Raw genomic sequence first — 22,129 nt, 5'->3', positions numbered from 1 at the left:
TATTGGTTTTTCATTTGAGAACCTTGGCCGATTTTGTGAGAGATTGAAGCTTATAGGCAGCTAACCCTCTTTTCTATACCAAAGTGTGTCGGTTATTATGGCAATCTAAGTAATTATCAGTCCAAGTTTCAGCCACTTCTGCCGCAGTCATATTGGCAGAGGTTTCAGCTGCACTTTCATATTTTAGTTGTGCACTTGTAAATGTTGCTAGCACCTCGGCTTGCCCAGTGATGGTGGCATCGTAAGTGTCTTGAGCGTCAAGATGCTGACTATGATGCTCAGCTGCGGTATTACTTAACGCATCGGATATTTCAGTTAACCTTACCGCTTCAGTGATAATATCTGCCAGAATTGCCTGCCGCTTCAAGTACATCTAGGGCTCCTGAAAGGTTGGCTTCAGCGGTACCCAGCTCATTTTCAGCAATACTTTTGCTATTTATGACATGGGTCCATGCTGTTTGTGTCTCGATAAAGGCTTCATCTTGATTCATCACCGCGTCCGCTTCATTAGTGAGTGCAGTGGCCAAATTGGCTTCTGCTATCGCCAATGTCGCTTGCGCGGCAGCGACTTCATCGAGCGGATTATTGGCGGTCAGTTGCGCCTCTGTGGCATCGCTAATCGCAAGATCACGTATCGGCTCGGTTACTGGAATACTGGCGCTATCATAGTTTGTATCTGAAATATCATGACCTAATATCAGTACGGCACTGACAGAAATAGGTTGAGTGGCGTTTAAAGGTTGTATTTCAGACCATGTGATGTGCTGATGCTCTTCCCATCCTCCACTAGTAGAAGGTGAGAAAGCAGCGATGGATTCACCGAGAGTATTAACGACGACAAGTTCCCCATCATTGAAACTTAAGATTAAATCACGCTGCTCATCATTATTGTGAATGGTGAGACTAAGGCTGTAACCTTCGAAGAGTGGACTGTCGAAACTGACTGATAGATCAATGGTGCCATGAAGAGGGTTGTCGGCTAACTCGGCGGCAGATAAGGTACCGTCATCATTGGTATCGGTTAATATTGTCACAGTAGGGGCATTAATAAAGAAAGATTCATATTCTTCACTTGGCTCTCCAACGTGAATGGTCACGGTTGCTGTATCTTCTCCTCCGTTAGCATCGGCCAAGGTATAGCTAACTGTCGCTTCTCCGATAAACTCTTCATGGGCTTTAAAGAATACCCCTTCGGTCGATATTGTCGCGACGCCCATATCAAGATCATCAACCTGCACACGGTTAATGGTGATCTCACTGTTTTCGGGATAACTGTCATTACCCAGTAGCTCTGCAAAGGGAATATAGATGTGTTCACCCGGTATGACTTCAAAGTCTTCCATTTCTCTAGGGTCAACTAATGGAATAACATGGTGGGTTATGTCTATTGGATGACTGGAACCTTCACCCGTTAAAATTAGTGAAGTAGGAACTGGCTAAGTGTTACCATCTGGCTGAGTCAGGTAAAGCTCGATATTTTCATGTAACACCCTTGAGACTGTCATGTTGGTGACAACAACGTTGGCTTCAGTACTACGTTCTGTGCCTAATACAAAATAATCGACATAATGAGGTGGGTCATTGGTTGAGAAGGTAAAAAACTCAACATTATCATCATTATTTTCTTTCTCGTAAAACTGTTTCTCAACAGCGATATTTTTTAGATGAGCCTCAATATAAACACGATTGGAATTGTTGCCGCCATGGCTTTAACAAAGTAGGGACCAATACCGTAAACACGAATGTTATAGGACTTACGCATTGACAGAAGCTTGAAAACTTGGGTTTAGGCAAGACTTCCCTTTCGACAATATTTCTATAAAAGAAGCGACCACATCTTTATAAAGATCACACTGATGCTTGTCAATATTACATATCATCTTAGCAGCCTGCATTTTATTTAAATGAACAAAACTACAAATTGCTGCAACTATATGATTTCTTATTGGTTGCTCATTTCGCACTTGAAAATGTTCAATATGACAGACTTGCTTAATTGCACGGTGATATTGTTCTATTTGCCAATGATGGTCATGGATATTAATAAAGTCTTTATTTAGCAGTGCATTAGGATTGTTTGTAGGTAAGTGGACAATATAATGTCGTTGCTGGTATTTTAGCCACATCCGAAAAGGTTTCACTTTACCAAAATCCTTTAACCAAACTTCGAGACCATCTTCTGGGACTTCTAACGCCTGAACTTGCTCCCATTTTCCTTTTTGAATCGATATTCTTCGGTTGCTTTCAACTGCAAACATAAAACCTGTCTGGTGCTTTCTTACCTTCTTCAGATGATGTTAAATACCGATAACCTTTGATAGACGAGTACCGGTAGGAAATTTAGCCACTGAAATCAAAAATCCCACATATATAGGCAAGTTACATCGTGCTGTTGATGGTCGAGTCGTACTTCTTATCATTTGAGGTAAAATATATTAATTTTTTTGAATGACCATTAATTTCATAAACATTGTCAATGCGTAAGTCCTTATTTATATATAAAGAAACCACCTTGTTAGGCGGTTTCTTTAGTTTAAAATATTCTATAGCTCAAGGGCTCTTTGGTAGACTTGCAATGCTCTTGATGGCTCTCCGAGTTGGGTATGAGTGAAAGCGAGAGCCGCTAAAAAAGTTTTTGTTTCTTGTTGGTGACATACTTTCTGCCACCAAATTTTTGCGTTATTAAAGTCATCTTGTTTTTGGTAAAGAGTGGCAATACAGCATTGATAGCTCAAGACATCTGCATATTTGCTCTCCAGTGCCATTAATTGTTTATGCGCTTCAATATCAGTTTTAGTGATAATTTGAGATAGAGCGTCAAAAATAGGGGTTGAGGCTTGGGTTTTTATTGGTTTAAGTAACAATGCTAATGCATTCTGTTGATGTTTGGCGAGTCCAAGAGCATATAAAGCAATATATTCTGGCTGTTTACGTTCATGACGACTTAACCAATGCCAACATTTTTCTAATTCTTGTAGACTCACTTTAGCCGCTGCAGTCAGCAGTTGGGTATTGGTTTTTAATGCTAATTGATTGAACTCAAACTCAGTCAATAACTGCTTTTTCTTTATGATGGGTAAGATGAGTTTTAGGGCTTGCCAATCATGTTGAGCTTGATAAAGCTCAACAGCCAATTTTAAAATGGCTGTTTTACTCTTACTGGTGGGGGCGAGCTTATCGAGTTCTATCCGAGCCTGAGTTAAATCACCTTGTTGCAGTAAATATCGTGTTCTCGTTGTCGTTACCGCTTGACGAGCTGCGGGATCTTTTTCTGCTTTTTCAAGATAAATATCACGTTGTTTAGTGTGTAATTGACGCTGAGCGGCTCGCGCTGCGGCTAAAAAATTCAACGTAGGGATCTCCCCTTTTGCTGCCCCTTTTAGCATGAACTTTTCTGCACTTTCCCAATCTTCTTCTGCAAGCGAGAGTGCGCCCGATAAGGTATGTTTTCTCGCGGTATTTTTTCGCCAGCGTTCGGGTAAGTACCGACTATTAATAATCAGGTTTAAAAAGAATATTAATAAAAATTCAAAGAATTGCAATAAGCTATAAAATACGATAATCGCTATTACAGCAAAGACTAAACTGGTCTCGATTTGATAGTCTGCAATCGCAATATAGAGGTAACCTTTATTGCCCACAAGGAAAGGACTGATACAGAAGCCGATGAGAATGATGGCCAGATAGATAAGAGCGCGGATCATGATTTGGGCTCCTCACTGAGTAAGTTACCATAGTTCACGACTTGGGTGAGCATCTTCATTGATTGGAAATGCTTAATTGGGGTGGTTTCGATTTTAAGCGTTAATAATGCATCTAACGTTGTTATAGTGTCTTCGACTTTAGCATTGCTTAAATCAAAATATTGGGCTATCCATTTTTTAGCCAGTGCTAAAGAACTGCGATAATTGACCTGATCTTGGCGATATAAGGCTAATTGAGCTTGTAATAACTTATTTTGAATATTTTCGATAAGATACCACTGTTGATTGGGCTCGAGGAGGGGGGCTGCATCGGTTGTACGTTTACGAATAAGCACAAAATCATCAATCAGTGCGTGCCAAGATTTGGCGAGATTAGTTTGCCAGTCCGACACTGAGTTGGACATATCATCGTTATCTGCTGTGTTAGCAGTGTTCATTTCTGTGCGGTGTAAAGGCAGTTGCTCGAGATTATCGATGATGTCATCAAGAATAAGAGCAGTACCTGATATATCGGCTTCTTTTATAGACAGTACCGCTGATATATCTTTTGATAAAGCCTTACGTAAGGGGGTGAGTGAAGGATCCATCATTGACTCTACGCGCTCATCCGCGGCTTTTAATAAACTTGCTGCGGTTCTAGGATCGTGTTCTAACCATAATTTACGCCCCGCTAATCTCACAAGGTATAACGCTTCTTCTGCACGCCAAGTATTGGGGTTTCGCTGTGCAAGCATTGAGACACGTTGCTTAAGTTGTGTCTGCGCTGTCTTTAATTGCGTGAGTTGTTTATCAAGTGTCCCTGTTAACTGGCTTTGTTGCTCAGAGAGTTGATTTATCCGTTGATTCGGCTTAATCAGTAAAGACGTCAGTTTTTGTTCTAAATTGACCGAAACCATTTTTTGAGTTTGTAATTGCTGATATAGGTATAGCCCGCCTAAAGCCGCTGCAGCGGTAACAATGAGGAGTAAAAATAGCAACCCCCAGATTTTTCCTGAGCCAGATGAAGTTGGATGGGTATTCATTGGTTTCGCGGTGGATTCTTTAAGAGGAACCCGGTTTTCAACGGGGGTAGATTTAGCCTCTTTTTTGGGCTTCTTAGCAGGGAGTTCGGTATTCTTGTTGTCCATTTAACAATCCTTGAAAGCGATAATGCAACAATGTTATTTGTTGTTTGTAGGTTATCGTCCTTAATTCTCAAGGACTAGGTTATTAGTGCGGCAATCATAGCATTTTGATTCGCCGCTTTGGCATTAGTAACGAACTTCAATCCATAGCTCAATGCCACACTTTCTACTCTTGCACTTGGGACTATGATATGACAAGTTTTTAGCCAATAAAATAATTCTTTTGGCACCAGTTTAATAAGATTGTCGAGTATTTCGCCACTGGTCACAATGATAGTGTCTATTTTTTCAATTTTCCATTGATTTGTGATTTGTTTAGCATCTAAATTAATGGGAGCTCTTTGGTATACTTCCCAATAAGTTACTTCGGCTTGTCGTTGCTTGAGTTCATCCGCTAAAGCTTCTCGTCCTCCCACTCCCCTTACAATTAACACTTTTTTATTTTTGAGTGATTTAAGCTCAGGCAGATCCAGTAAACCTTCGGTGGTCTGCCGTTCTTTATTGTGAGGGGTAAGTGCTTTAATATCAATGGCTAATAGCGCATCTTGGGTAGCTTTTCCGATGGCGAAATAACGCAGATGTTCAGGCCAAGGTTGCTTAACTAAGCTGTCTGCAAATTTAACAGCGTTAGTGCTGACAAAAATAATATCGTCTGCTTGAGTCAGTTGCAGTGAATGATTGGCTGATGTTTGTGTGGCGGCAATAATATCGATGAGGGGCGTTATCATATAAGGAATACGGTAACGCCTTAGCGCTGCAGCCATTAGCTGATTTCGCCCTTGAGGGCGAGTCAGTAGCACTTTCATGTTGTCAAAGCGCCTTCATGGCTGGTATACCGCATCGAGAATGTCTTTAGCGCCTTGTTGGAGTAAATCTTTGGCAAGATTTATTCCAATTTGTTCGGCATCGTTAACGGAACCAGAAGCTTGACTACTGATAATTAAACCGCCATCAGGTCGACCGACTAAACCACGTAAGTGTAAAACCCCATCTGCTATTTCGGCATAAGCGCCAATAGGCACCTGACAACCGCCTTCAAGATAAGTATTCATCGCCCGTTCAGCGGTGACTCGGTAACGCGTTTCAGTATGTTCAAGTGGCGCCAATAGTGCTATTACCCGGTGGTCATTGAGACGACATTCAATGCCTACAGCGCCTTGACCATTAGCGGGTAATGAGCGTTCGGCTTCAATGTAACTTGCAATACGTTCAACGAGTTTCAAGCGTTTAAGCCCTGCGGCAGCAAGAATAATGGCGTCATATTGGCCAGCATCCAGTTTAGCTAGGCGGGTGCCTACGTTGCCGCGTAAATCTTTAATCATTAAATCAGGACGCGCAGCTCTTATTTGGCATTGACGGCGAAGACTGGATGTTCCCACAACAGCACCTTGAGGAAGGGCATCAATATCAGCGTAGTGATTGGAAACAAACGCATCTCTGGGATCGTCTCTCTCACAGATCACCGATAACCCTAAGCCTTCAGGAAAATCAACGGGAACATCTTTCATGGAGTGCACGGCGATGTCGGCTCTATTTTCAAGGATAGCGACTTCTAATTCTTTGACAAACAGCCCTTTTCCGCCAACTTTGGCCAATGGTGTATCAAGAAGAATATCGCCTTTAGTCGTCATAGGGACAAGTTCAACGGTTAATTCCGGATGCGCTTTTGTCAGTTCGGCTTTAACGAATTCGGCTTGCCAAAGTGCCAGTGGACTTTTACGAGTGGCGATGCGGATCAGGTTTTCAGACATGTCATTTTCCGTCATAAATCTTTGTTATGGCAATGTTATCATTGCCGCTAATAGGCTGTATAGCGTAAGGCATGTAAAATGCGAGATATGTAGCCGTTTTACCTAATATCAGTGGATGACCGAGATATAAAGAGCTTTGCCATAATTCCTTATCGGTTAATTAACAATTTTATACCACTTTGACGAAAAATAGAGTCGATAACAAAGGGCATAAACTCACTGCCATTGCGCTGATCTATCCATTTTTGCTCGCTATAAGAAAAATGATAACCGCCAAATTTAGTGGCGATCCAAATTTGGTGTAAGGGTTCTTGTTTATTGATAACAATTTTTGAGCTGTCTGCGAACGTTAATTGCAACACATTACCTGATGCATCGATATCAAGATCTTCATCTTGTTCATCGATGGCATATTCAATAGCGTTATCAATGGCGTTAAACATCTCGTCGGCTAACTGATGAAACTCTGAATCTGTCATTGCCATGGGGAAGCTATCCTTTGTCTTCGATTAAATCTGTTTATTAATAGGTATAGTACCAATGAGGCTAGGTAACTGCACGAGTTTCGTTGTTTATACCCGTGATACTTGACCTGAGTACCTTATCTCTGTAACCATCGAGATCAAATAATTGTTTTATGCTGAGACAAGCTATTATTGATATGTTAAAAGTTTGTTGTTAATCGCTGCTATTAATCGGATATTGAGATGTTGAGAAAAATGAAGCTGTTTTTATTATTGGCTCTTGCTAGTCTAGTCATCTTAGGTTGCGGACAAAAAAGTGGTTTATATCGTGAGCCAGAGCCTGAAGTGACTCAGGCACAACCGCTAGATGAAACACCGACGCAATCACAAGACACCACAACATCAAGTGAAGTCAGTAATACAGTCATTAGTGACGTTAGTAATTAAGGAATAAGCTGTTGGATCATTTTCTCTACAAAGCCAATGAATTATACGCCGAAGACTGCAAAGTGGCAGAGCTTGCGCGTACTTATGGCACACCACTCTATCTCTATTCACGTGCCACCTTAGAGCGACATTGGCATGCATTTGATCGTGCCGTGGGGGCACATCCTCATCTTATTTGTTATGCCGTAAAAGCGAATTCGAATCTCGCGGTGTTAAATGTGTTGGCAAGGTTGGGCAGTGGGTTTGATATTGTTTCTGGTGGTGAATTGGCCCGTGTGATTGAGGCGGGGGGCGATCCAGCTAAAGTGGTTTTTTCTGGTGTAGGAAAAACCGTTGTAGAAATGGAAATGGCGCTTAATTTAAACATTCATTGCTTTAACGTGGAATCAGAGGCGGAGCTTGAGCAACTTCAACGAGTGGCTCAGCGATTAGGAAAAGTCGCGCCAGTGTCATTGCGGATTAATCCTGATGTCGATGCGGGGACGCATCCTTATATTTCAACAGGCCTCAAAGATAATAAATTTGGTATTGCCATGGAAGAGGCGGAAACACTTTTTGCCAGAGCCCATGAGTTGAGCCACATTCAAGTCAAGGGTGTTGATTGCCATATTGGCTCGCAGTTAACGGAGATCCAGCCCTTTTTAGATGCAATGGATAGAATGTTGGCGTTAATTGATCGTCTATCAGCCAAGGGCATAGTGATTGAACATTTCGATGTGGGCGGCGGTTTAGGCGTGACTTATGATGATGAGACGCCACCACAGCCGGACGTGTATGCAGCAGCCTTGCTCGAGCGTTTGGGTGATCGGAAGTTAGCACTGATTTTTGAACCGGGTCGGGCAATCGCGGCCAATGCGGGTATCTTCATCACCGAAGTGCTTTATTTAAAACAAAATGGGAATAAGCATTTTGCGTTAGTGGACGGTGCGATGAATGATTTGCTGCGTCCAGCACTTTATAGTGCGTGGCAAAATATCATTGCGGTTATTCCGCGCGAAGGTGAGACTTATAACTATGATATAGTAGGACCGGTATGTGAGACGGGTGACTTCTTAGGTAAAGATAGAGCATTAAATATTGCCGCTGGGGACTTTTTAGCGGTGCGTTCAGCGGGCGCTTATGGTTTTACGATGTCATCTAATTATAATACGCGCCCTCGCTCAGCAGAGTTGATGGTGGATGGTGAGCAAGTTCACCTTATTCGAGCGCGTGAAACCTTGCCGCAGTTATGGCAGGGAGAGAAATGTTTACCTTAATTGATAGTATTAGTTAAAGATACTCGTTGATAGTATTAGTTAAAGATACTCGTTGATAGTATTTACGTTTTAAGGACTCCTATCTTGATCCAATTCGCTAAAATGCAGGGACTCGGTAATGACTTTATGGTGGTTGATGGCGTCACACAGAATGTGTTTTTTTCGCCTGATCATATCAAGCGCCTTGCCGATAGAAATTTAGGGATAGGGTTTGATCAATTATTATTGGTTGAGCCGCCTTATGATCCCGATTTAGATTTTCACTATCGTATTTTTAATGCTGATGGTAGTGAAGTTGAGCAATGTGGTAATGGCGCGCGTTGCTTTGCGCGTTTTGTTCGTAATAAGGGGCTCACCAATAAGAAAAAGATTCGAGTCAGTACCGCGTCAGGCAAAATTACCCTAAAAATAGAGCATGACGGTCAGGTGACCGTGAATATGGGCGTGCCTAATTTTGAACCGAATAGTATGTCTTTTAATGCTAAAAAAGCGGAAAAAACCTATTTATTGCCCACATCGTTAAAAACATTCTTGTGTGGTGCGGTATCGATGGGCAATCCACATTGTGTCCTCGATGTGGATGATGTGGCTGCAGAGCCCGTTGATGAAATAGGCCGTTTGCTCACCAAACATGAACGCTTTTCAAAAGGTGTGAATGTCGGTTTTATGCAGGTGATAAGTCGAGACCAGATTAAACTGCGTGTTTATGAACGCGGCGCGGCTGAAACACTGGCATGCGGGACGGGGGCTTGTGCTGCGGTTGCCGTAGGGCAATTACAAGGCAAGTTAGGCTCACGGGTTCAGGTCGACTTACCCGGTGGTTCGCTAATGATTAATTGGGAAGGCGAAGGCAAACCGTTATGGATGACAGGTCCCGCCGTACATGTATTCGATGGACAAATACCGCAATGACAGATCTGCTACACATGCAAGAAACAGCACCTTTTGATGAGATTTTGATACGGGAATATTTACGAGAAAACCCCGATTTTTTTGCGCGTTTTCCTGAATTATTAACTGGGATGCGTATACCGCATCAGGAACGAGGGACGGTATCACTTGTTGAGCGGCAACAAAGTGCGCTGCGTCAACAAGTGCAGCAGCTAGAAGAAGAAATCACCGCATTGATGACCATGGCAACACGCAATGAGCAAATTTATATGTTCAATAATGCGTTATCAATGAAGTTACTTGAATGTGATGGCATCAGCGATTTAAGGCAAATATTATCTGTTGAACTGAAGAATCAATTTAACTTCAGTCATGTACGCTTAATTTCGGTGCATGATATCGACAGTGAATTAGCGCATATTTGGCAGAAACGCTTAAACCAAGGTTATTACTTTGGCCGCTTAACCCAAGCCGAATCTCGACGTTTATTTGGCTCTGATGTAGGCTCGGTGGCGTTATCTCGTCTTTCAAAAGAATGCGGACAAGTGATTTTTGCGATTGCCACCCAAGATCCGAGTCACTTTCAGCCGGATATGGATCACTTACTGCTAGATCAAATCAAGCAATTATTGGATCACCTAGTCCCTAAGTGCTGAGGTTTGAATATTAGTCCCTAAATGCTAAAACATTTAATATTAGCCTTTAAAACCTGCTCTCGTTAAACGTGTTGGCCATTAAGTTAATACGTTTAGTCTTTTGTGAGTATGTGGCTAAAGGGATCACATCATGGAGAAAGCTATCTTGGCCGACGATCAGTCCTTGCTAGATTTCGAACGTTACCTTAAAACCGAGCGGCAATTATCACCGCATACGGTGCGTAACTATTTATATGAAATTAATCGATTTATTGCGCTATTTCCAGAGCCAATACACTGGAGTAATGTATCTCATCAACAACTTCAATCTGGTTTAAGTAAATTGCATCGCCAAGGTTTAGCACCGCGATCCTTGGCCTTAACGTTGTCGGCGATAAAGCAATTTGGGGCTTTTTTATTGCAAGAAAAGCGGATCTCGGCCAATCCCGCTATTCATTTACGCGCGCCTAAGCTGAACAAACCCCTGCCTAAGAATATGGATATAGACTCAATCACCCATTTGCTTGAGATCAAAGCTGACGATCTTTTGAGTGTGCGCGACAAAGCCATCATGGAGTTGTTTTACTCGTCAGGTTTACGTTTAGCAGAGTTGGCCATGCTCGATGTGAGCGATCTTTTGCTCAGCGATCAACAAGTCAAAGTATTAGGTAAGGGCAGTAAGGAGCGCATTGTTCCGATAGGCACCGTTGCGATAACCGCGTTAACGGCTTGGCTGACTTTGAGACAAAGCCTGAGTTGTATTGACAACGCCTTGTTTGTGACCGCTAAAGGCGCACGCTTAGCCCATCGCAGTATTCAAGCTAGGTTGAAGAAATGGGGTCAAGAGCAGGCATTGAATATGAAAGTGCACCCGCATAAACTACGTCATTCTTTTGCTACTCATATGCTAGAGTCAAGCCGAGACTTACGTGCTGTGCAAGAGTTACTGGGGCATGCTAACCTATCGACGACGCAAATTTATACCAATCTTGATTTCCAACATCTAGCGAAGGTGTATGATGGGGCTCATCCCAGAGCAAAAAAAGTGAGTGCAAAAAAAGACCCCAACAATAACCAACCTGATGAATAGGAGCGGGTGATGCACATTTTCATTAAGCCACAGCCTATAACGTGTTTAAGCTTCGATCTTGACGATACCTTATATGATAATCGGCCTATTATGCGCCGAGCAGAGCAAAAGCTGCTTGATTATCTCCATGAGCAATTTAGTGCGACTGAGCAGTGGTACCCTAATGAAATTATGGCGATCAAAGCGCAACTGTTACGCACCCACGCTGGCCTTGTCCATGATGTGAGTCATTTAAGGCAGGCGGCAATCGCACAGGGTTTGGTGAATGCGGGTTATTCCAATAACCAAGCCCATAAAGGCGCCGTTGAAGCACTGCAGCATTTTTTGCATTATCGCAGTGATTTTACGCTTTCAACGTCAGTAATGGACTTACTTGAAGCGTTAAAGCAAAAGTACCCGCTCATTGCCATTACCAATGGTAATGTGGACGCAAAACGTATCGGCCTAGATGGCATGATTGAATTTGCTCTTTGTCCTGGTAATGGCATGCGTATGAAGCCCTATGGTGATATGTTTCATTTGGCCTTAAACACGCTTAATATCGATGCTGATCGATTAATGCATATTGGTGATAGTAGCGCTAGCGATGTGCGCGGCGCACGGGAAGCAGGCTGTCAGGCCGCTTGGCTCAATCCTGCTTTTGGAGTCCAGCAACACGTTGGCGTAGCAGCCGATGAACTCAATGCCACCATCACCACACTGGAAAAAACTGTGATGAACAAGCAAAGCAGCCTATTGCCCCACATCTGCCTCTCCAACCTCGAGCAACTACGGGCCTTGCTTTAACTGATATCGTTAAATGAAGTGTTTGATAAATAGCCTAGAGTGTATCACTTTGTTTGTTTTTATATATTTGAATTGTATGTGTTTTGAGTTATCTTAGTTAATTAACCTGCCAATAGATTATCTGTCGATTGGTATTTTTAATGATGAGTGATTTTTGTAGATAACGGCTCGAGGGAACGATGACTCAATTGGATAAGCACTTAGGTTGCAACAGTACGCAGAGTAACTTTACTTTTCTTAAACAACATGATGCTATTTTTCTGCAACTCGCTCAAACTGCAGAGCAGGCTTTTACTAGCGATCCTAATACCACATTAGTCAAATTACGTCAGTTTGCAGAAGCCATAGCCCAAGATTTAGCGATGCGTTGTCGCATCGAATTTGATCATAAAACCAGTCAAGCCGATCTGTTATTTCGCATTAACCGTGAATTACGCCTCGAATCACAAATCATCAGTTTGTTTCATGGCCTACGAAAAGCAGGAAATCAAGCGGTTCATCAATTTAAAACTGAACATAAGTCAGCGCTAGCGGGCCTTAAAGTCGCTCGTGATATCGCCTTTGGTATCACCAAGCATTCGGCGAGCAAGGCATTGAGTTTAAACCAACGTCATTTGTTATCCCTCAAGATCCCAGCCAAGAGTTAAATGCATTACAAATACAGATCTAGCAATTAAAAAGTCAATTGCTTGAAAATAACGAAAAACTTGAAACAAACCAGCAACTCAATAGCTTGCTCGAACAAGAAAAAGAAGAATACGCCGTACTTGCCGAGCAAATGGATACAGAAGCAAGAATATTAGCAAGCCAAGCCCAACTTCATGAACAGGCCCTTGAAAAACAAAAAACTGAATTTGATAATAAACTAAGTAAGTTACAACGAGAGCTCAAAGAGCAAACAGACGAAACACGTAAAGCCATTAAGCGTCAGTGCAAAGCTGTGACTAAACGCACCAATATTGCCAATAGTCACTTTACCCTTAATGAAGAGCTTACCCGTGTACTCATTGACAGGCAACTGATTGATGCAGGCTGGGAAGCCGATAGCGAGAGTTTACATTATCAAAAAGGCACGCGCCCAGAAGCAGGCAGAAACCTCGCCATTGCTGAATGGCCCACCAAACACCAAGCTCAAGGTGGCCGAGCAGATTATGTGCTTTTTTGTGGATTAACTCCCATAGCGGTTGTTGAAGCAAAGAAACAAAACACCAACGTAGCAGGCAAGATCTCACAAGCTGAACGTTACTCAAAAGGCTATCAGGTTATTTCACCGCAAAAAGGGGCATGGACACTCGCAGGGCTTTCTCAGCCTTGGGCGGATGCATCTACAAATTACACTGTTCCGTTTGTTTATTCTTGCAATGGCAAGCCATATAATAAGCAACTTGCCGAACTGTCAGGCACCTGGTTTCGCGATATTCGCAAGCCAAGCAATGCTAAAAAGGCACTGCAGCAATTTCATTCCCCCGCTGGATTACTCGATAAGCTTAAACGCAGTAAACAAGAAGCTGAAACCTTATTACAACAAGAAGGCTTTGAGTATTTAGGTCTACGTGATTATCAACAAAAAGCCATTGAAGCGGTTGAAACGGCATTGGCACAAGATAAAACACGATGCCTGTTAGCCATGGCCACAGGTACAGGAAAAACCCGTACCATTATTGGCCTCATGTATCGTTTTTTAAAAGCCGAGCGTTTTAAGCGTATTTTATTTCTCGTCGACAGAAGTGCCCTCGGTATTCAAGCCACTGATGCCTTTGACGAAGCCCAGCTTGAGCAAAGTAAACCGCTTTCTTCTATCTATAATATTGCCGAATTAGGCGACATGAGTGCAGAGGCCGAAACTCGCATTCAAGTGGCCACGGTACAAGCCATGGTGAAGCGGATCTTTATGTCCGATCTGCCACCATCAGTAGATGAATTTGATTGTATTATTGTCGATGAAGCCCATAGAGGCTACGCCCTCGATCAGCAAATGACAGAAGGCGAGTTGGCTAACCGTGATGCCAGTCAATATTTATCCACTTATCGCCGAGTATTGAATTATTTTGATGCGGTGCGCATTGGCTTAACGGCAACGCCTGCTAAGCACACCAGTCAAATTTTTGGTCATCCTGTTTACACCTATAGTTATCGTGAAGCCGTCGCAGAAGACTGGCTTATTGATCATGAGCCGCCGATCCGTTACGAAACCTTACTCAGTAAAAATGGCATTAAATTTGAAAAAGGTGAAACTGTCTCGGCCATTAACACTCAAACCGGTGAAGTCGAGTCCGCCGATTTAGACGATGAAATGAAGTTTGATGTAAGCGCCTTTAATCGACAAGTGATCACCAAAGAGTTTAACAAGGTGATCTGTGAGCAACTCGCGCAAGAGCTGGACCCTTTCAGCGAAGAAAAACCCCTGATTTTTTGCACCACAGATCTGCATGCAGATATGGTTAAAAGCGCATTAGATGATGTTTTCAACACACTCTATAATCAAGCTGCAGTGGCTAAAATTACCGGACAAAGCGATAAAGTGAATCAACTTATTCGCCAATACAAAAATGAACGCTACCCCAATATTGCCATCACAGTGGACTTGTTAAGCACCGGCATTGATGTGCCTAAAATCTGCCATATTGTGTTTCTGCGGCGGGTTAAATCTCGCATCTTATATCAGCAGATGATGGGGCGCGCTACCCGTCGTTGTGACGAAATGGGTAAAACCGTATTCAAAATCTATGATCCTGTTGATCTTTATGCTGCCCTTGAAGACGTCAATACCATGAAGCCCATAGTCAAAGATCCCAATATTACCTTAGAGCAACTCGTCGATGAGCTCAGTGATGAGGCCCATCTCACCCAAGCGCTCGATACCCCAGGTGAGCAAGCAGGCAGTAGCCATGCCCACGACATACTGGATCAAATCGGGCAAAAAGTGATGCGGGTGATGCGCAAAGCGGTTAAAAAAGCAGAGAATAAACCCGAGCTAAAACAAAAACTCGATCAGCTTGAGCAAACATGGGGCGTAACGCCTGCTAAGCTCCACCAGCATTTACATCAAATGGGTCCAAGGGCAGCGGCTCAATTCTTGCTGCAACAATCACAACTACTTAACCAACTCGCAGAAGTGCGTTTTTTAGCGGGCAGTGACAAGATGCCGATTATTTATGAAGGCCGTGATGAATTTTTAAGCCGTCAGCAAAATTATGGTGTCCATGAAAAACCATTAGATTACCTTGATAGTTTTAATGATTTCATTAAGCACAATGTCAACTTATCTACCGCCTTGTCTGTGGTGGTTAATCGCCCCAAAGATCTAACCCGTGAGCAACTCAAAGAGGTCAAATGACTGCTCGATGAGGCAGGTTATAACGAAGCTCACTTACAAAGTGCATGGCGTAAAAATACCAATCAAGGTATTGCCGCCAGCATTATTGGTTATATCAGGCAAGCCGCCCTCGATGAAGCCTTAGTGCCCTTTAATGAGCGAGTAAATAAAGCAATGCAACAGATTTACACCGAGCACCAGTGGAACCCTAATCAACGTAAATGGCTAGAGCGGCTGGCAAAACAATTAATCCATGAGTCCGTGATTGACAAAGCCTTCGTTAATCAATCTTTTGCCGATCAAGGTGGCGCCAAGCGTTTTGACAAGGTACTCGATGATCAGCTCGATACAGTGCTTGATGAGCTCAATGAATACCTCTGGCAAGTGGGTTAATTGAATAGGTATAGCTAATCGTGTTTTCTATACATGTTGTATTTAATATGTATAGAAAAATGCATTTTCTATACATGTCTAAGGTAATATGTATAATAATAGCCAAAATATAGATGAGTGGATGTGCGCTAATCCCTAGCGTATAAACATTAACCATTAGGATGAAAAATGTCCCCCTTAGCCCACTTGCCGTTACCAGAACCAGAGCAATTAGAGACCAGAGCAGTGCTTAAAATGCTGGCAACGGCCCATCGATATTTAGCTGAACTCAAAGGGGTGGCCGCCAGTATCCCTAATGAGAATATTTTAATTAGTACGCTGACCTTACAAGAAGCAAAAGATAGCTCAGCGGTAGAAAACATTATCACCACCCATGATGAATTATATAAAGCAGAGCTGATCACAGAGCAAACCAGTATCGCAGCGAAAGAAGTACGTGATTATTCAGCCGCATTACGTCAAAGCTTCGCAGCCGTACGCAAGCAAAAATTGATCCGCCTCAATGATGTGTTAGACGTGCAACTTACATTGGAAAACAATCGTGCAGGCTTTAGAAAAGTGCCAGGAACCGCATTAAAAAATGCAGCAACAGGTGAAGTCATTTACACGCCACCACAAGATGCCAATGAAGTACAATCCTTGATGGAAAACCTGGTTAATTATATCAATGATGATCAGTGTTGTGAGCTCGATCCCTTAGTGAAAATGGCGCTTATTCATCATCAATTTGAAAGCATTCATCCTTTCTATGATGGCAATGGCCGTACTGGGCGTATTATTAATATTCTTTACTTAGTCGCAAAGGGCTTACTCGATCTCCCCGTACTCTATCTCAGTCGCTATATTATTCGTCATAAGGCCGATTATTATCATCACTTGCAAAGTGTACGAGACACAGGAGACTGGCAACCTTGGTTACTGTTTATCCTCAAAGGCATTGCCGAAACAGCTCAGCAAACGATTGGCTTAATTCAGCAAATAAAGCAGCAAATGGGTCAAGTTAAACACGACATGAGAACGCAGCTGCCTAATATCTATCGCCAAGAGTTACTCAATAATATTTTTAGTCATCCTTACACTAAAATTGACTTCGTTATGCAAGACTTGAGTGTCAGTCGGATCACTGCGACTAAGTACTTAGAACAATTAGTTGAGCATGGCTTCTTGGTCAAAGAAAAGATGGGCCGCAGCAATTATTATATTAACCAACCTTTATTTGCCCTATTTGCCCAAAATGAGGTGACAGAGTATTAGCCCGTAATGGCTTATCTCATATTTGGTTACATTAACAACGGCTATACGTTGTTAAATTTTTTTAAACAAGAGAGTCCCAATGAGCAACAATGATATCGTACAAAAATTATGGAACCTGTGTGACGTATTGCGTGACGACGGCATTAATTATTCAGATTACGTCACCGAGTTGGTGTTATTGCTGTTTATCAAGATGGTGCATGAGAATACCGAAGCCGGATTATTAAGTCAGCACACCTTGCCTGTGGGTTGTCGCTGGAGCGATTTAAGCGACAAAGACGGCATTAACTTGCTCAATGATTATAAAAATATCTTGCTGGCACTCTCAAGCGGCAAACGCCGTGAAATCGATCTCAATCAGTTAGATAAAAGTGATCCAAGCAAAACCATTGAAAAAACCATCGTCACCGATCCGCTCATTTTAGCTATTTATGCCGATGCCCAAACTCGCCTGCGGGAGCCATGTCATTTAAAGCAGCTGATTAAGTCCTTAGATTCCATCGATTGGTTTAGCGCCCAAAAAGATGGCCTCGGTGACTTATACGAAGGTTTATTAGAGAAAAACGCCAATGAAACCAAATCCGGCGCAGGTCAGTACTTTACCCCGCGCGCCTTAATTGATGCCATGGTGCGTTTGATTAACCCGCAGCCCGGCGAGACTATTCAAGATCCCGCCGCAGGCACCGCCGGGTTTTTGATTGCCGCCGACCGTTACATTAAAGCGCAAACTGACGAGCACTTCGACTTAAGCCAGAACCAAAAAGACTTTCAAAAACATAACGCCTTCATTGGTGTCGAGCTGGTGCCTTCAACCCGCCGCTTAGCCCTAATGAACTGCTTGCTGCATGGCATGGAGGGTGACGATGAAGGCGTGGTGCATTTAGGTAACTCATTAGGCCAAGTCGGCGCCACGCTGCCCAAGGCCGATATTATCCTCGCCAACCCGCCTTTTGGCACCAGCAAGGGCGGCGAGGCCTCCATCACCCGTGATGACTTGACCTACCCCACCAGCAATAAGCAACTGGCGTTTTTGCAGCACATTTACCGCAACCTGAAACCCGGTGGCCGCGCCGCCGTCGTCTTGCCTGACAATGTGTTGTTTGAAGCAGGTGTTGGCAGCAGTATTCGCAGCGATCTGATGCACAAATGCAACCTGCACACTATTTTGCGCCTGCCCACGGGCATATTTTACGCCGCAGGCGTCAAAACCAATGTGCTGTTCTTTACTAAAGGAGCAGGCTCTGAAAACATGAGCGACACGTTAAAAGACGAAAACTGCACCACGAACACTTGGGTGTATGATCTGCGCACTAACATGCCCAGCTTTGGCAAACGCACCCCGTTTGACGCCCAGCATCTTAAGCCGTTTGAAGCGGTTTATTCAGTGCCGCTCGCTGAACGCACCGAAGGCGAATGGAGCTTTACCGACGACACTAAGGCAGCCAGCGAGAAAGCGCATATAGCAAGCCAAAGCGCAAACAGCCTTGAGCCTGAATTAACAAGCCAAAGCGAGAAAGCGCATATAGAGAGCAGCCGCTGGCGATGCTTCTCCCGCGACTACATTCGAAACACCAAAGGCGATTCGTTAGATATTTCATGGCTCAAAGATAAAAACAGCGTCGATGCCGCCGATCTAGGCACGCCCGAAGAACTCGCAGGTGAAGCTATGAGCGAACTCAAAGGCGCGCTGGTGGACTTAGAAGCCTTAATGGCATCCTTAGGGGTTGATGTGGCCAGTGCTGATGTGAAGAGTGCTGATGTGGACAGTCAGAGTGAGAATAAGATCGAAAGTGATGGCGCAGACGTTGCCGCAGGCTCACCTGTTGCAGGAGTGAAGGCATGAGCGCGATGGAGTCTAAGCAGGCAGGTTTATTGCCTGAAGGGTGGTGTGTTACTCAGTTAGGTCAAATTGTAGAGTTAAAATATGGAAAATAATTACCAGCGAAGACGAGAGATGGTATTGGGGCCCCTGTATATGGCTCAAACGGAATCGTTGGGGATCACTCAATACCATTAGTGAGCACACCAGGTATTATTGTTGGCCGAAAAGGATCATTTGGCGAAGTTACGCTAGCTGGTGAACCTTTTTCACCAATAGATACAACTTATTTTGTTGATGAAGTTTTTAGTCAGCCTCTAAAGTATTGGTTTTATCAACTCAAGAACTTACCTCTTACTTCACTTAATCGATCCACTGCTATTCCAGGACTCAACCGTGAAGACGCATATGAGCAAATCATCAACCTCCCACCACTCGCGGAACAAAAAGTCATTGCCGACAAGTTAGATGAGTTACTGGCGCAGGTGGAGCGCACTCAAGCCCGCCTCGATGCTATTCCTGCCATCTTGAAATCCTTCCGCCAGTCGGTGCTGGCCGCCGCAGTCAGTGGCAAATTGACTGAAGAGTGGCGTGGGGAGAATGAATTAGATGCAAAAGGTGATTTGAAAAATGAACTGTCATTTTATGATGATAAGAAGCGAAAAATTGAAGCTACTTCATCTCACTACGTCGTAACTGATCATTTCTCACCTTTATGGGAAATTTCTACTTTCACAGAATTGTACCGTTTTATAGATTACCGTGGTAAAACCCCTAAAAAGTCAGAATCGGGAAAGCGCCTATACACAGCCAAGAATATCAAAATGGGGCACCTGTCTAATGAGCCGATAGAATACTTGAGCGAAGAGGACTATGGGTCTTGGATGACTAGAGGTTTTTCTAGAATAGATGATATTTTTTTCGTAACAGAAGGCCATACTATGGGATGCGTCGCAATGAACGAAATAGGCTCAGATATTGCTTTAGCTCAAAGGACGCTGACTTTACAGGCATATGGCAATGTTATTTCTAAATTCCATTACTATTTTATACTGACCAATTCCTTTCAAAAACTAGTTGATTTAAACGCAACGGGGACTGCTGCTAAAGGGATCAAAGCGGCTAAATTTAGAGGTTTACCAATACCATTTCCAGCTTACCAAGAACAAACCGAGATCGTGCGTCGCGTCGAGGAGTTGTTTGCCTTTGCCGATAAGGTCGAAACCCAAGTAAACGCCGCGCAGACGCGAGTGAATAATCTCACTCAGTCGATCCTCGCTAAGGCTTTTAAAGGTGAATTGACACAAGAGTGGCGCGCCGCGAACCCTGAACTCATTACAGGCGAGAATAGTGCCGAAGCCTTACTGGCACAGATCAAAGCTGAAAGAGACTTGTTAAAAAAACAACCCAAAGTAAAAAAAATGAACGTTAAAAAAAATCAGGGAATATCATGAGTAAACAAATCATAAAGGTCGTTGAAGCACTCAATAAAGCAGGTAAGTCATTGAGCGGACAACAGCTTTTAACTGCCGCTGGTTATCCTAACGACAGCAGTATAGAACAGTTAGATCAGTTTTTTTTAGATATTCGTAATGCTCTTACTCAAGATAAAACGATTACTAAACTTGAGCGTAATGATGAAGGTCAAGACTGGTTTACCTTAATATAGATGAAACTAATTAAGCTAAGGAAAGCAGATGAAAGTCGATAAACTGCACATACGTTCACGTTTTAAAAATCTGAACAATATCAGTATTGATTTTGATAAAGATAACCTAATGACCGTTATCGTTGGCCGTAATGGTTCAGGAAAATCTAATGTACTGGAAGCATTAGTTGCTATCTTTCGCAATTTAGACTTGGGTGAAACACCACCGTTCTCTTATCACTTGGTTTATAGGCTCGGTCAAGAACCCCAAGAAGGACATGACAATAACTATTGGCAAGAAATTACCATCGATGCTGATCCTATCCGTGGAACCTTAGCTAAGCAGTATGATGTTACGGTAATAGATTTACTAGAATCATCACCTTTGGATCCACAGTCCAAAGGCAAACAGGTTTCTTTTTCCAAGCTTAAGCGAGATAAGGAGGGCAATGCTCCTTATCTACCCAAATACGTATTTGCTTACTACTCGGGTCCAAGTGATCGGCTAGAACGTTATTTTAGAAAACACCGCACCGATTTTTACCGCCATCTATTGAAAGATAAATTGGACTTAAAAGGTGACATTCGCCCCTTATTTTATGCTAAACCCCATCATAGCCAGTTTGTTTTATTGGCATTCTTCCTTTCTGACGAAAACAGTCCACAGAGAGCATTCTTACGTGAACATTTAGGCATTGAGGGTTTAGACAGTATTCATTTTGTGATGCGTCAACCGGGCTGGGCAAAGCAAAAAGGCGAATTATTCTGGGGCGCGCGTGGCGTTGTTCGTCGCTTTTTAGACGACCTAATTAAACATACCTTATCACCTGTAAAAGTCACGAGACAAGAAGACAGCTCACTTACAGGTAGTAACATCCATAATGAGTTTTTTCACCTATTTTTACCCAATGTAGATGCTCTTTTAAACTTTTCCAAAAATCTCAGCGATGATGAGCTGTTTAAAATGTTAGAAAGTACCCTGCTTTCTGAAATTATCTCAGAAGTTAGTATTCGCGTAAAAGTGAAGAGCAGTAAAGACCCACTCACGTTTCGTGAGCTCAGCGAAGGTGAGCAGCAATTGCTAACCGTTCTAGGGCTACTTAAGTTTACTGGCGGCAAAGATTCATTATTTCTGTTGGATGAGCCTGATACCCATCTAAATCCATCATGGGCAGCCAAATACTTAAAATTCCTCCATGAATTTGTACCTAATCATAAAACCAGCCATTTGCTAATGGTCACCCATCATCCACTAGCAATCGCCGAATTACAAAAACAGCAAGTACAAGTTATGTGGCGGGATGATAAACATCAAGTTCATTCAAGAGAACCCGATGAAAACCCTAGAGGTATGGGTATTAACCTCATTCTTCGCAGTGATATGTTTGGCTTAAAAACCACTTTAGATGACGATACAAATCAAAAGTTGCTTGTACGTAAGTGAGCGTCCGGCGAACTACGCCTTGCTTAGTTTAACGTGCCAGGGTAAGAGACTATTGAGGTCGCAGTTGGGAGAGGATAATTGTTCCAAACAGTGTGCGATATAATCGA

18 protein-coding genes and 2 pseudogenes are annotated in these 22,129 nt (G+C 43.0%); 12 read left to right on the top strand and 8 right to left on the bottom strand.

From position 1 onward, the window contains the following. Window positions 1–73: 73 nt before the first annotated feature. From L2764_RS19825 to cyaY, 8 genes and pseudogenes are all read right to left on the bottom strand, one after another. Window positions 74–373 (bottom strand): hypothetical protein, encoded by a 300-nt coding sequence (locus L2764_RS19825; protein ID WP_248942085.1) that lies wholly within the window; start codon window positions 371–373, stop codon window positions 74–76. Continuing rightward, a complete protein-coding gene (locus L2764_RS19820) occupies window positions 330–1,343 on the bottom strand; it encodes an Ig-like domain-containing protein (protein WP_248942084.1) in 1,014 nt (337 codons plus the stop codon). Before L2764_RS19820 ends, L2764_RS19825 begins: the two co-directional genes overlap by 44 nt. Window positions 1,344–1,754: 411 nt before the next feature. Next, window positions 1,755–2,294, bottom strand: a pseudogene (locus L2764_RS19815) (transposase); the annotation flags it as partial. Between the two features lie 249 nt (window positions 2,295–2,543). Beyond that, the gene (locus L2764_RS19810; protein WP_248942083.1) at window positions 2,544–3,704 is read right to left on the bottom strand and encodes a heme biosynthesis HemY N-terminal domain-containing protein; all 1,161 of its coding nucleotides are present in this window, start codon (window positions 3,702–3,704) and stop codon (window positions 2,544–2,546) included. Further along, window positions 3,701–4,831 carry a uroporphyrinogen-III C-methyltransferase gene (locus tag L2764_RS19805; protein WP_248942082.1) on the bottom strand — a complete coding sequence of 377 codons (1,131 nt, stop codon included), beginning with the start codon at window positions 4,829–4,831 and terminating at the stop codon, window positions 3,701–3,703. The genes L2764_RS19810 and L2764_RS19805 overlap by 4 nt, the downstream gene beginning before the upstream one ends. Window positions 4,832–4,905: 74 nt before the next feature. Next, window positions 4,906–5,634, bottom strand: a complete 729-nt coding sequence (locus tag L2764_RS19800) for a uroporphyrinogen-III synthase (protein ID WP_248942081.1) — start codon at window positions 5,632–5,634, stop codon at window positions 4,906–4,908. 15 nt (window positions 5,635–5,649) lie between these two features. Next, window positions 5,650–6,579 carry a hydroxymethylbilane synthase gene (gene hemC, locus L2764_RS19795; RefSeq protein ID WP_248942080.1) on the bottom strand — a complete coding sequence of 310 codons (930 nt, stop codon included), beginning with the start codon at window positions 6,577–6,579 and terminating at the stop codon, window positions 5,650–5,652. A gap of 149 nt (window positions 6,580–6,728) precedes the next feature. Then, window positions 6,729–7,064, bottom strand: coding sequence for an iron donor protein CyaY (cyaY, locus tag L2764_RS19790; protein WP_248942079.1), 336 nt, complete (start codon window positions 7,062–7,064; stop codon window positions 6,729–6,731). A gap of 222 nt (window positions 7,065–7,286) precedes the next feature. Here cyaY and lptM point away from each other — a divergent pair, with 222 nt between their 5' ends. From lptM to L2764_RS19730, 12 genes and pseudogenes are all read left to right on the top strand, one after another. Continuing rightward, entirely contained in the window at window positions 7,287–7,490 is a 204-nt protein-coding gene (gene lptM / locus L2764_RS19785) for an LPS translocon maturation chaperone LptM (RefSeq protein WP_248942078.1), read from the top strand. Between the two features lie 11 nt (window positions 7,491–7,501). Next, window positions 7,502–8,746 carry a diaminopimelate decarboxylase gene (lysA, locus tag L2764_RS19780; RefSeq protein ID WP_248942077.1) on the top strand — a complete coding sequence of 415 codons (1,245 nt, stop codon included), beginning with the start codon at window positions 7,502–7,504 and terminating at the stop codon, window positions 8,744–8,746. 84 nt (window positions 8,747–8,830) lie between these two features. Next, complete coding sequence (dapF, locus tag L2764_RS19775) at window positions 8,831–9,658, top strand: diaminopimelate epimerase (protein WP_248942076.1); 828 nt, start codon at window positions 8,831–8,833, stop codon at window positions 9,656–9,658. After that, the gene (locus tag L2764_RS19770) at window positions 9,655–10,293 is read left to right on the top strand and encodes a DUF484 family protein (RefSeq protein WP_248942075.1); all 639 of its coding nucleotides are present in this window, start codon (window positions 9,655–9,657) and stop codon (window positions 10,291–10,293) included. Before dapF ends, L2764_RS19770 begins: the two co-directional genes overlap by 4 nt. A 130-nt stretch (window positions 10,294–10,423) precedes the next feature. After that, on the top strand, window positions 10,424–11,362 hold the full coding sequence (gene xerC / locus L2764_RS19765; protein WP_248942074.1) for a tyrosine recombinase XerC: 939 nt from the start codon (window positions 10,424–10,426) through the stop codon (window positions 11,360–11,362). 9 nt (window positions 11,363–11,371) lie between these two features. Beyond that, window positions 11,372–12,148, top strand: a complete 777-nt coding sequence (locus L2764_RS19760) for an HAD-IA family hydrolase (RefSeq protein WP_248942073.1) — start codon at window positions 11,372–11,374, stop codon at window positions 12,146–12,148. A gap of 179 nt (window positions 12,149–12,327) precedes the next feature. After that, a pseudogene (hsdR, locus tag L2764_RS19755) lies at window positions 12,328–15,857 on the top strand (type I restriction-modification system endonuclease). 168 nt (window positions 15,858–16,025) lie between these two features. Next, complete coding sequence (locus L2764_RS19750; protein WP_248942072.1) at window positions 16,026–17,111, top strand: Fic family protein; 1,086 nt, start codon at window positions 16,026–16,028, stop codon at window positions 17,109–17,111. 79 nt (window positions 17,112–17,190) lie between these two features. Beyond that, window positions 17,191–18,954 (top strand): class I SAM-dependent DNA methyltransferase, encoded by a 1,764-nt coding sequence (locus L2764_RS19745; protein WP_248942071.1) that lies wholly within the window; start codon window positions 17,191–17,193, stop codon window positions 18,952–18,954. Window positions 18,955–19,127: 173 nt separating this feature from the next. Beyond that, window positions 19,128–20,384 (top strand): restriction endonuclease subunit S, encoded by a 1,257-nt coding sequence (locus L2764_RS28025; RefSeq protein WP_248942070.1) that lies wholly within the window; start codon window positions 19,128–19,130, stop codon window positions 20,382–20,384. After that, a complete protein-coding gene (locus L2764_RS19735) occupies window positions 20,381–20,599 on the top strand; it encodes a hypothetical protein (protein ID WP_248942069.1) in 219 nt (72 codons plus the stop codon). The genes L2764_RS28025 and L2764_RS19735 overlap by 4 nt, the downstream gene beginning before the upstream one ends. A 28-nt stretch (window positions 20,600–20,627) precedes the next feature. Next, complete coding sequence (locus tag L2764_RS19730; protein WP_248942068.1) at window positions 20,628–22,022, top strand: AAA family ATPase; 1,395 nt, start codon at window positions 20,628–20,630, stop codon at window positions 22,020–22,022. Window positions 22,023–22,129: the final 107 nt, after the last annotated feature.

This window comes from Shewanella surugensis (genome assembly GCF_023284005.1).
GTDB classification, from domain to species: Bacteria; Pseudomonadota; Gammaproteobacteria; order Enterobacterales; family Shewanellaceae; genus Shewanella; species Shewanella surugensis.
Note: the sequence above shows the minus strand (reverse complement) of the source record. Positions and strands in the feature narration are given on the sequence as shown.

Excerpts from the sequence above, each read along its gene's own strand:
- L2764_RS19770 (WP_248942075.1), top strand. The coding sequence starts at position 9,655 with ATGACAGATCTGCTACACATGCAAGAAACAGCACCTTTTGATGAGATT.
- hemC (WP_248942080.1), bottom strand. The coding sequence starts at position 6,579 with ATGTCTGAAAACCTGATCCGCATCGCCACTCGTAAAAGTCCACTGGCA.
- xerC (WP_248942074.1), top strand. The coding sequence starts at position 10,424 with ATGGAGAAAGCTATCTTGGCCGACGATCAGTCCTTGCTAGATTTCGAA.
- L2764_RS19760 (WP_248942073.1), top strand. The coding sequence starts at position 11,372 with ATGCACATTTTCATTAAGCCACAGCCTATAACGTGTTTAAGCTTCGAT.
- L2764_RS19825 (WP_248942085.1), bottom strand. The coding sequence starts at position 373 with ATGTACTTGAAGCGGCAGGCAATTCTGGCAGATATTATCACTGAAGCG.
- L2764_RS19750 (WP_248942072.1), top strand. The coding sequence starts at position 16,026 with ATGTCCCCCTTAGCCCACTTGCCGTTACCAGAACCAGAGCAATTAGAG.
- L2764_RS19730 (WP_248942068.1), top strand. The coding sequence starts at position 20,628 with ATGAAAGTCGATAAACTGCACATACGTTCACGTTTTAAAAATCTGAAC.
- L2764_RS19820 (WP_248942084.1), bottom strand. The coding sequence starts at position 1,343 with ATGGAAGACTTTGAAGTCATACCGGGTGAACACATCTATATTCCCTTT.
- lptM (WP_248942078.1), top strand. The coding sequence starts at position 7,287 with ATGTTGAGAAAAATGAAGCTGTTTTTATTATTGGCTCTTGCTAGTCTA.
- L2764_RS19805 (WP_248942082.1), bottom strand. The coding sequence starts at position 4,831 with ATGGACAACAAGAATACCGAACTCCCTGCTAAGAAGCCCAAAAAAGAG.
- L2764_RS19800 (WP_248942081.1), bottom strand. The coding sequence starts at position 5,634 with ATGAAAGTGCTACTGACTCGCCCTCAAGGGCGAAATCAGCTAATGGCT.
- L2764_RS19745 (WP_248942071.1), top strand. The coding sequence starts at position 17,191 with ATGAGCAACAATGATATCGTACAAAAATTATGGAACCTGTGTGACGTA.
- cyaY (WP_248942079.1), bottom strand. The coding sequence starts at position 7,064 with ATGGCAATGACAGATTCAGAGTTTCATCAGTTAGCCGACGAGATGTTT.
- L2764_RS19735 (WP_248942069.1), top strand. The coding sequence starts at position 20,381 with ATGAGTAAACAAATCATAAAGGTCGTTGAAGCACTCAATAAAGCAGGT.
- L2764_RS19810 (WP_248942083.1), bottom strand. The coding sequence starts at position 3,704 with ATGATCCGCGCTCTTATCTATCTGGCCATCATTCTCATCGGCTTCTGT.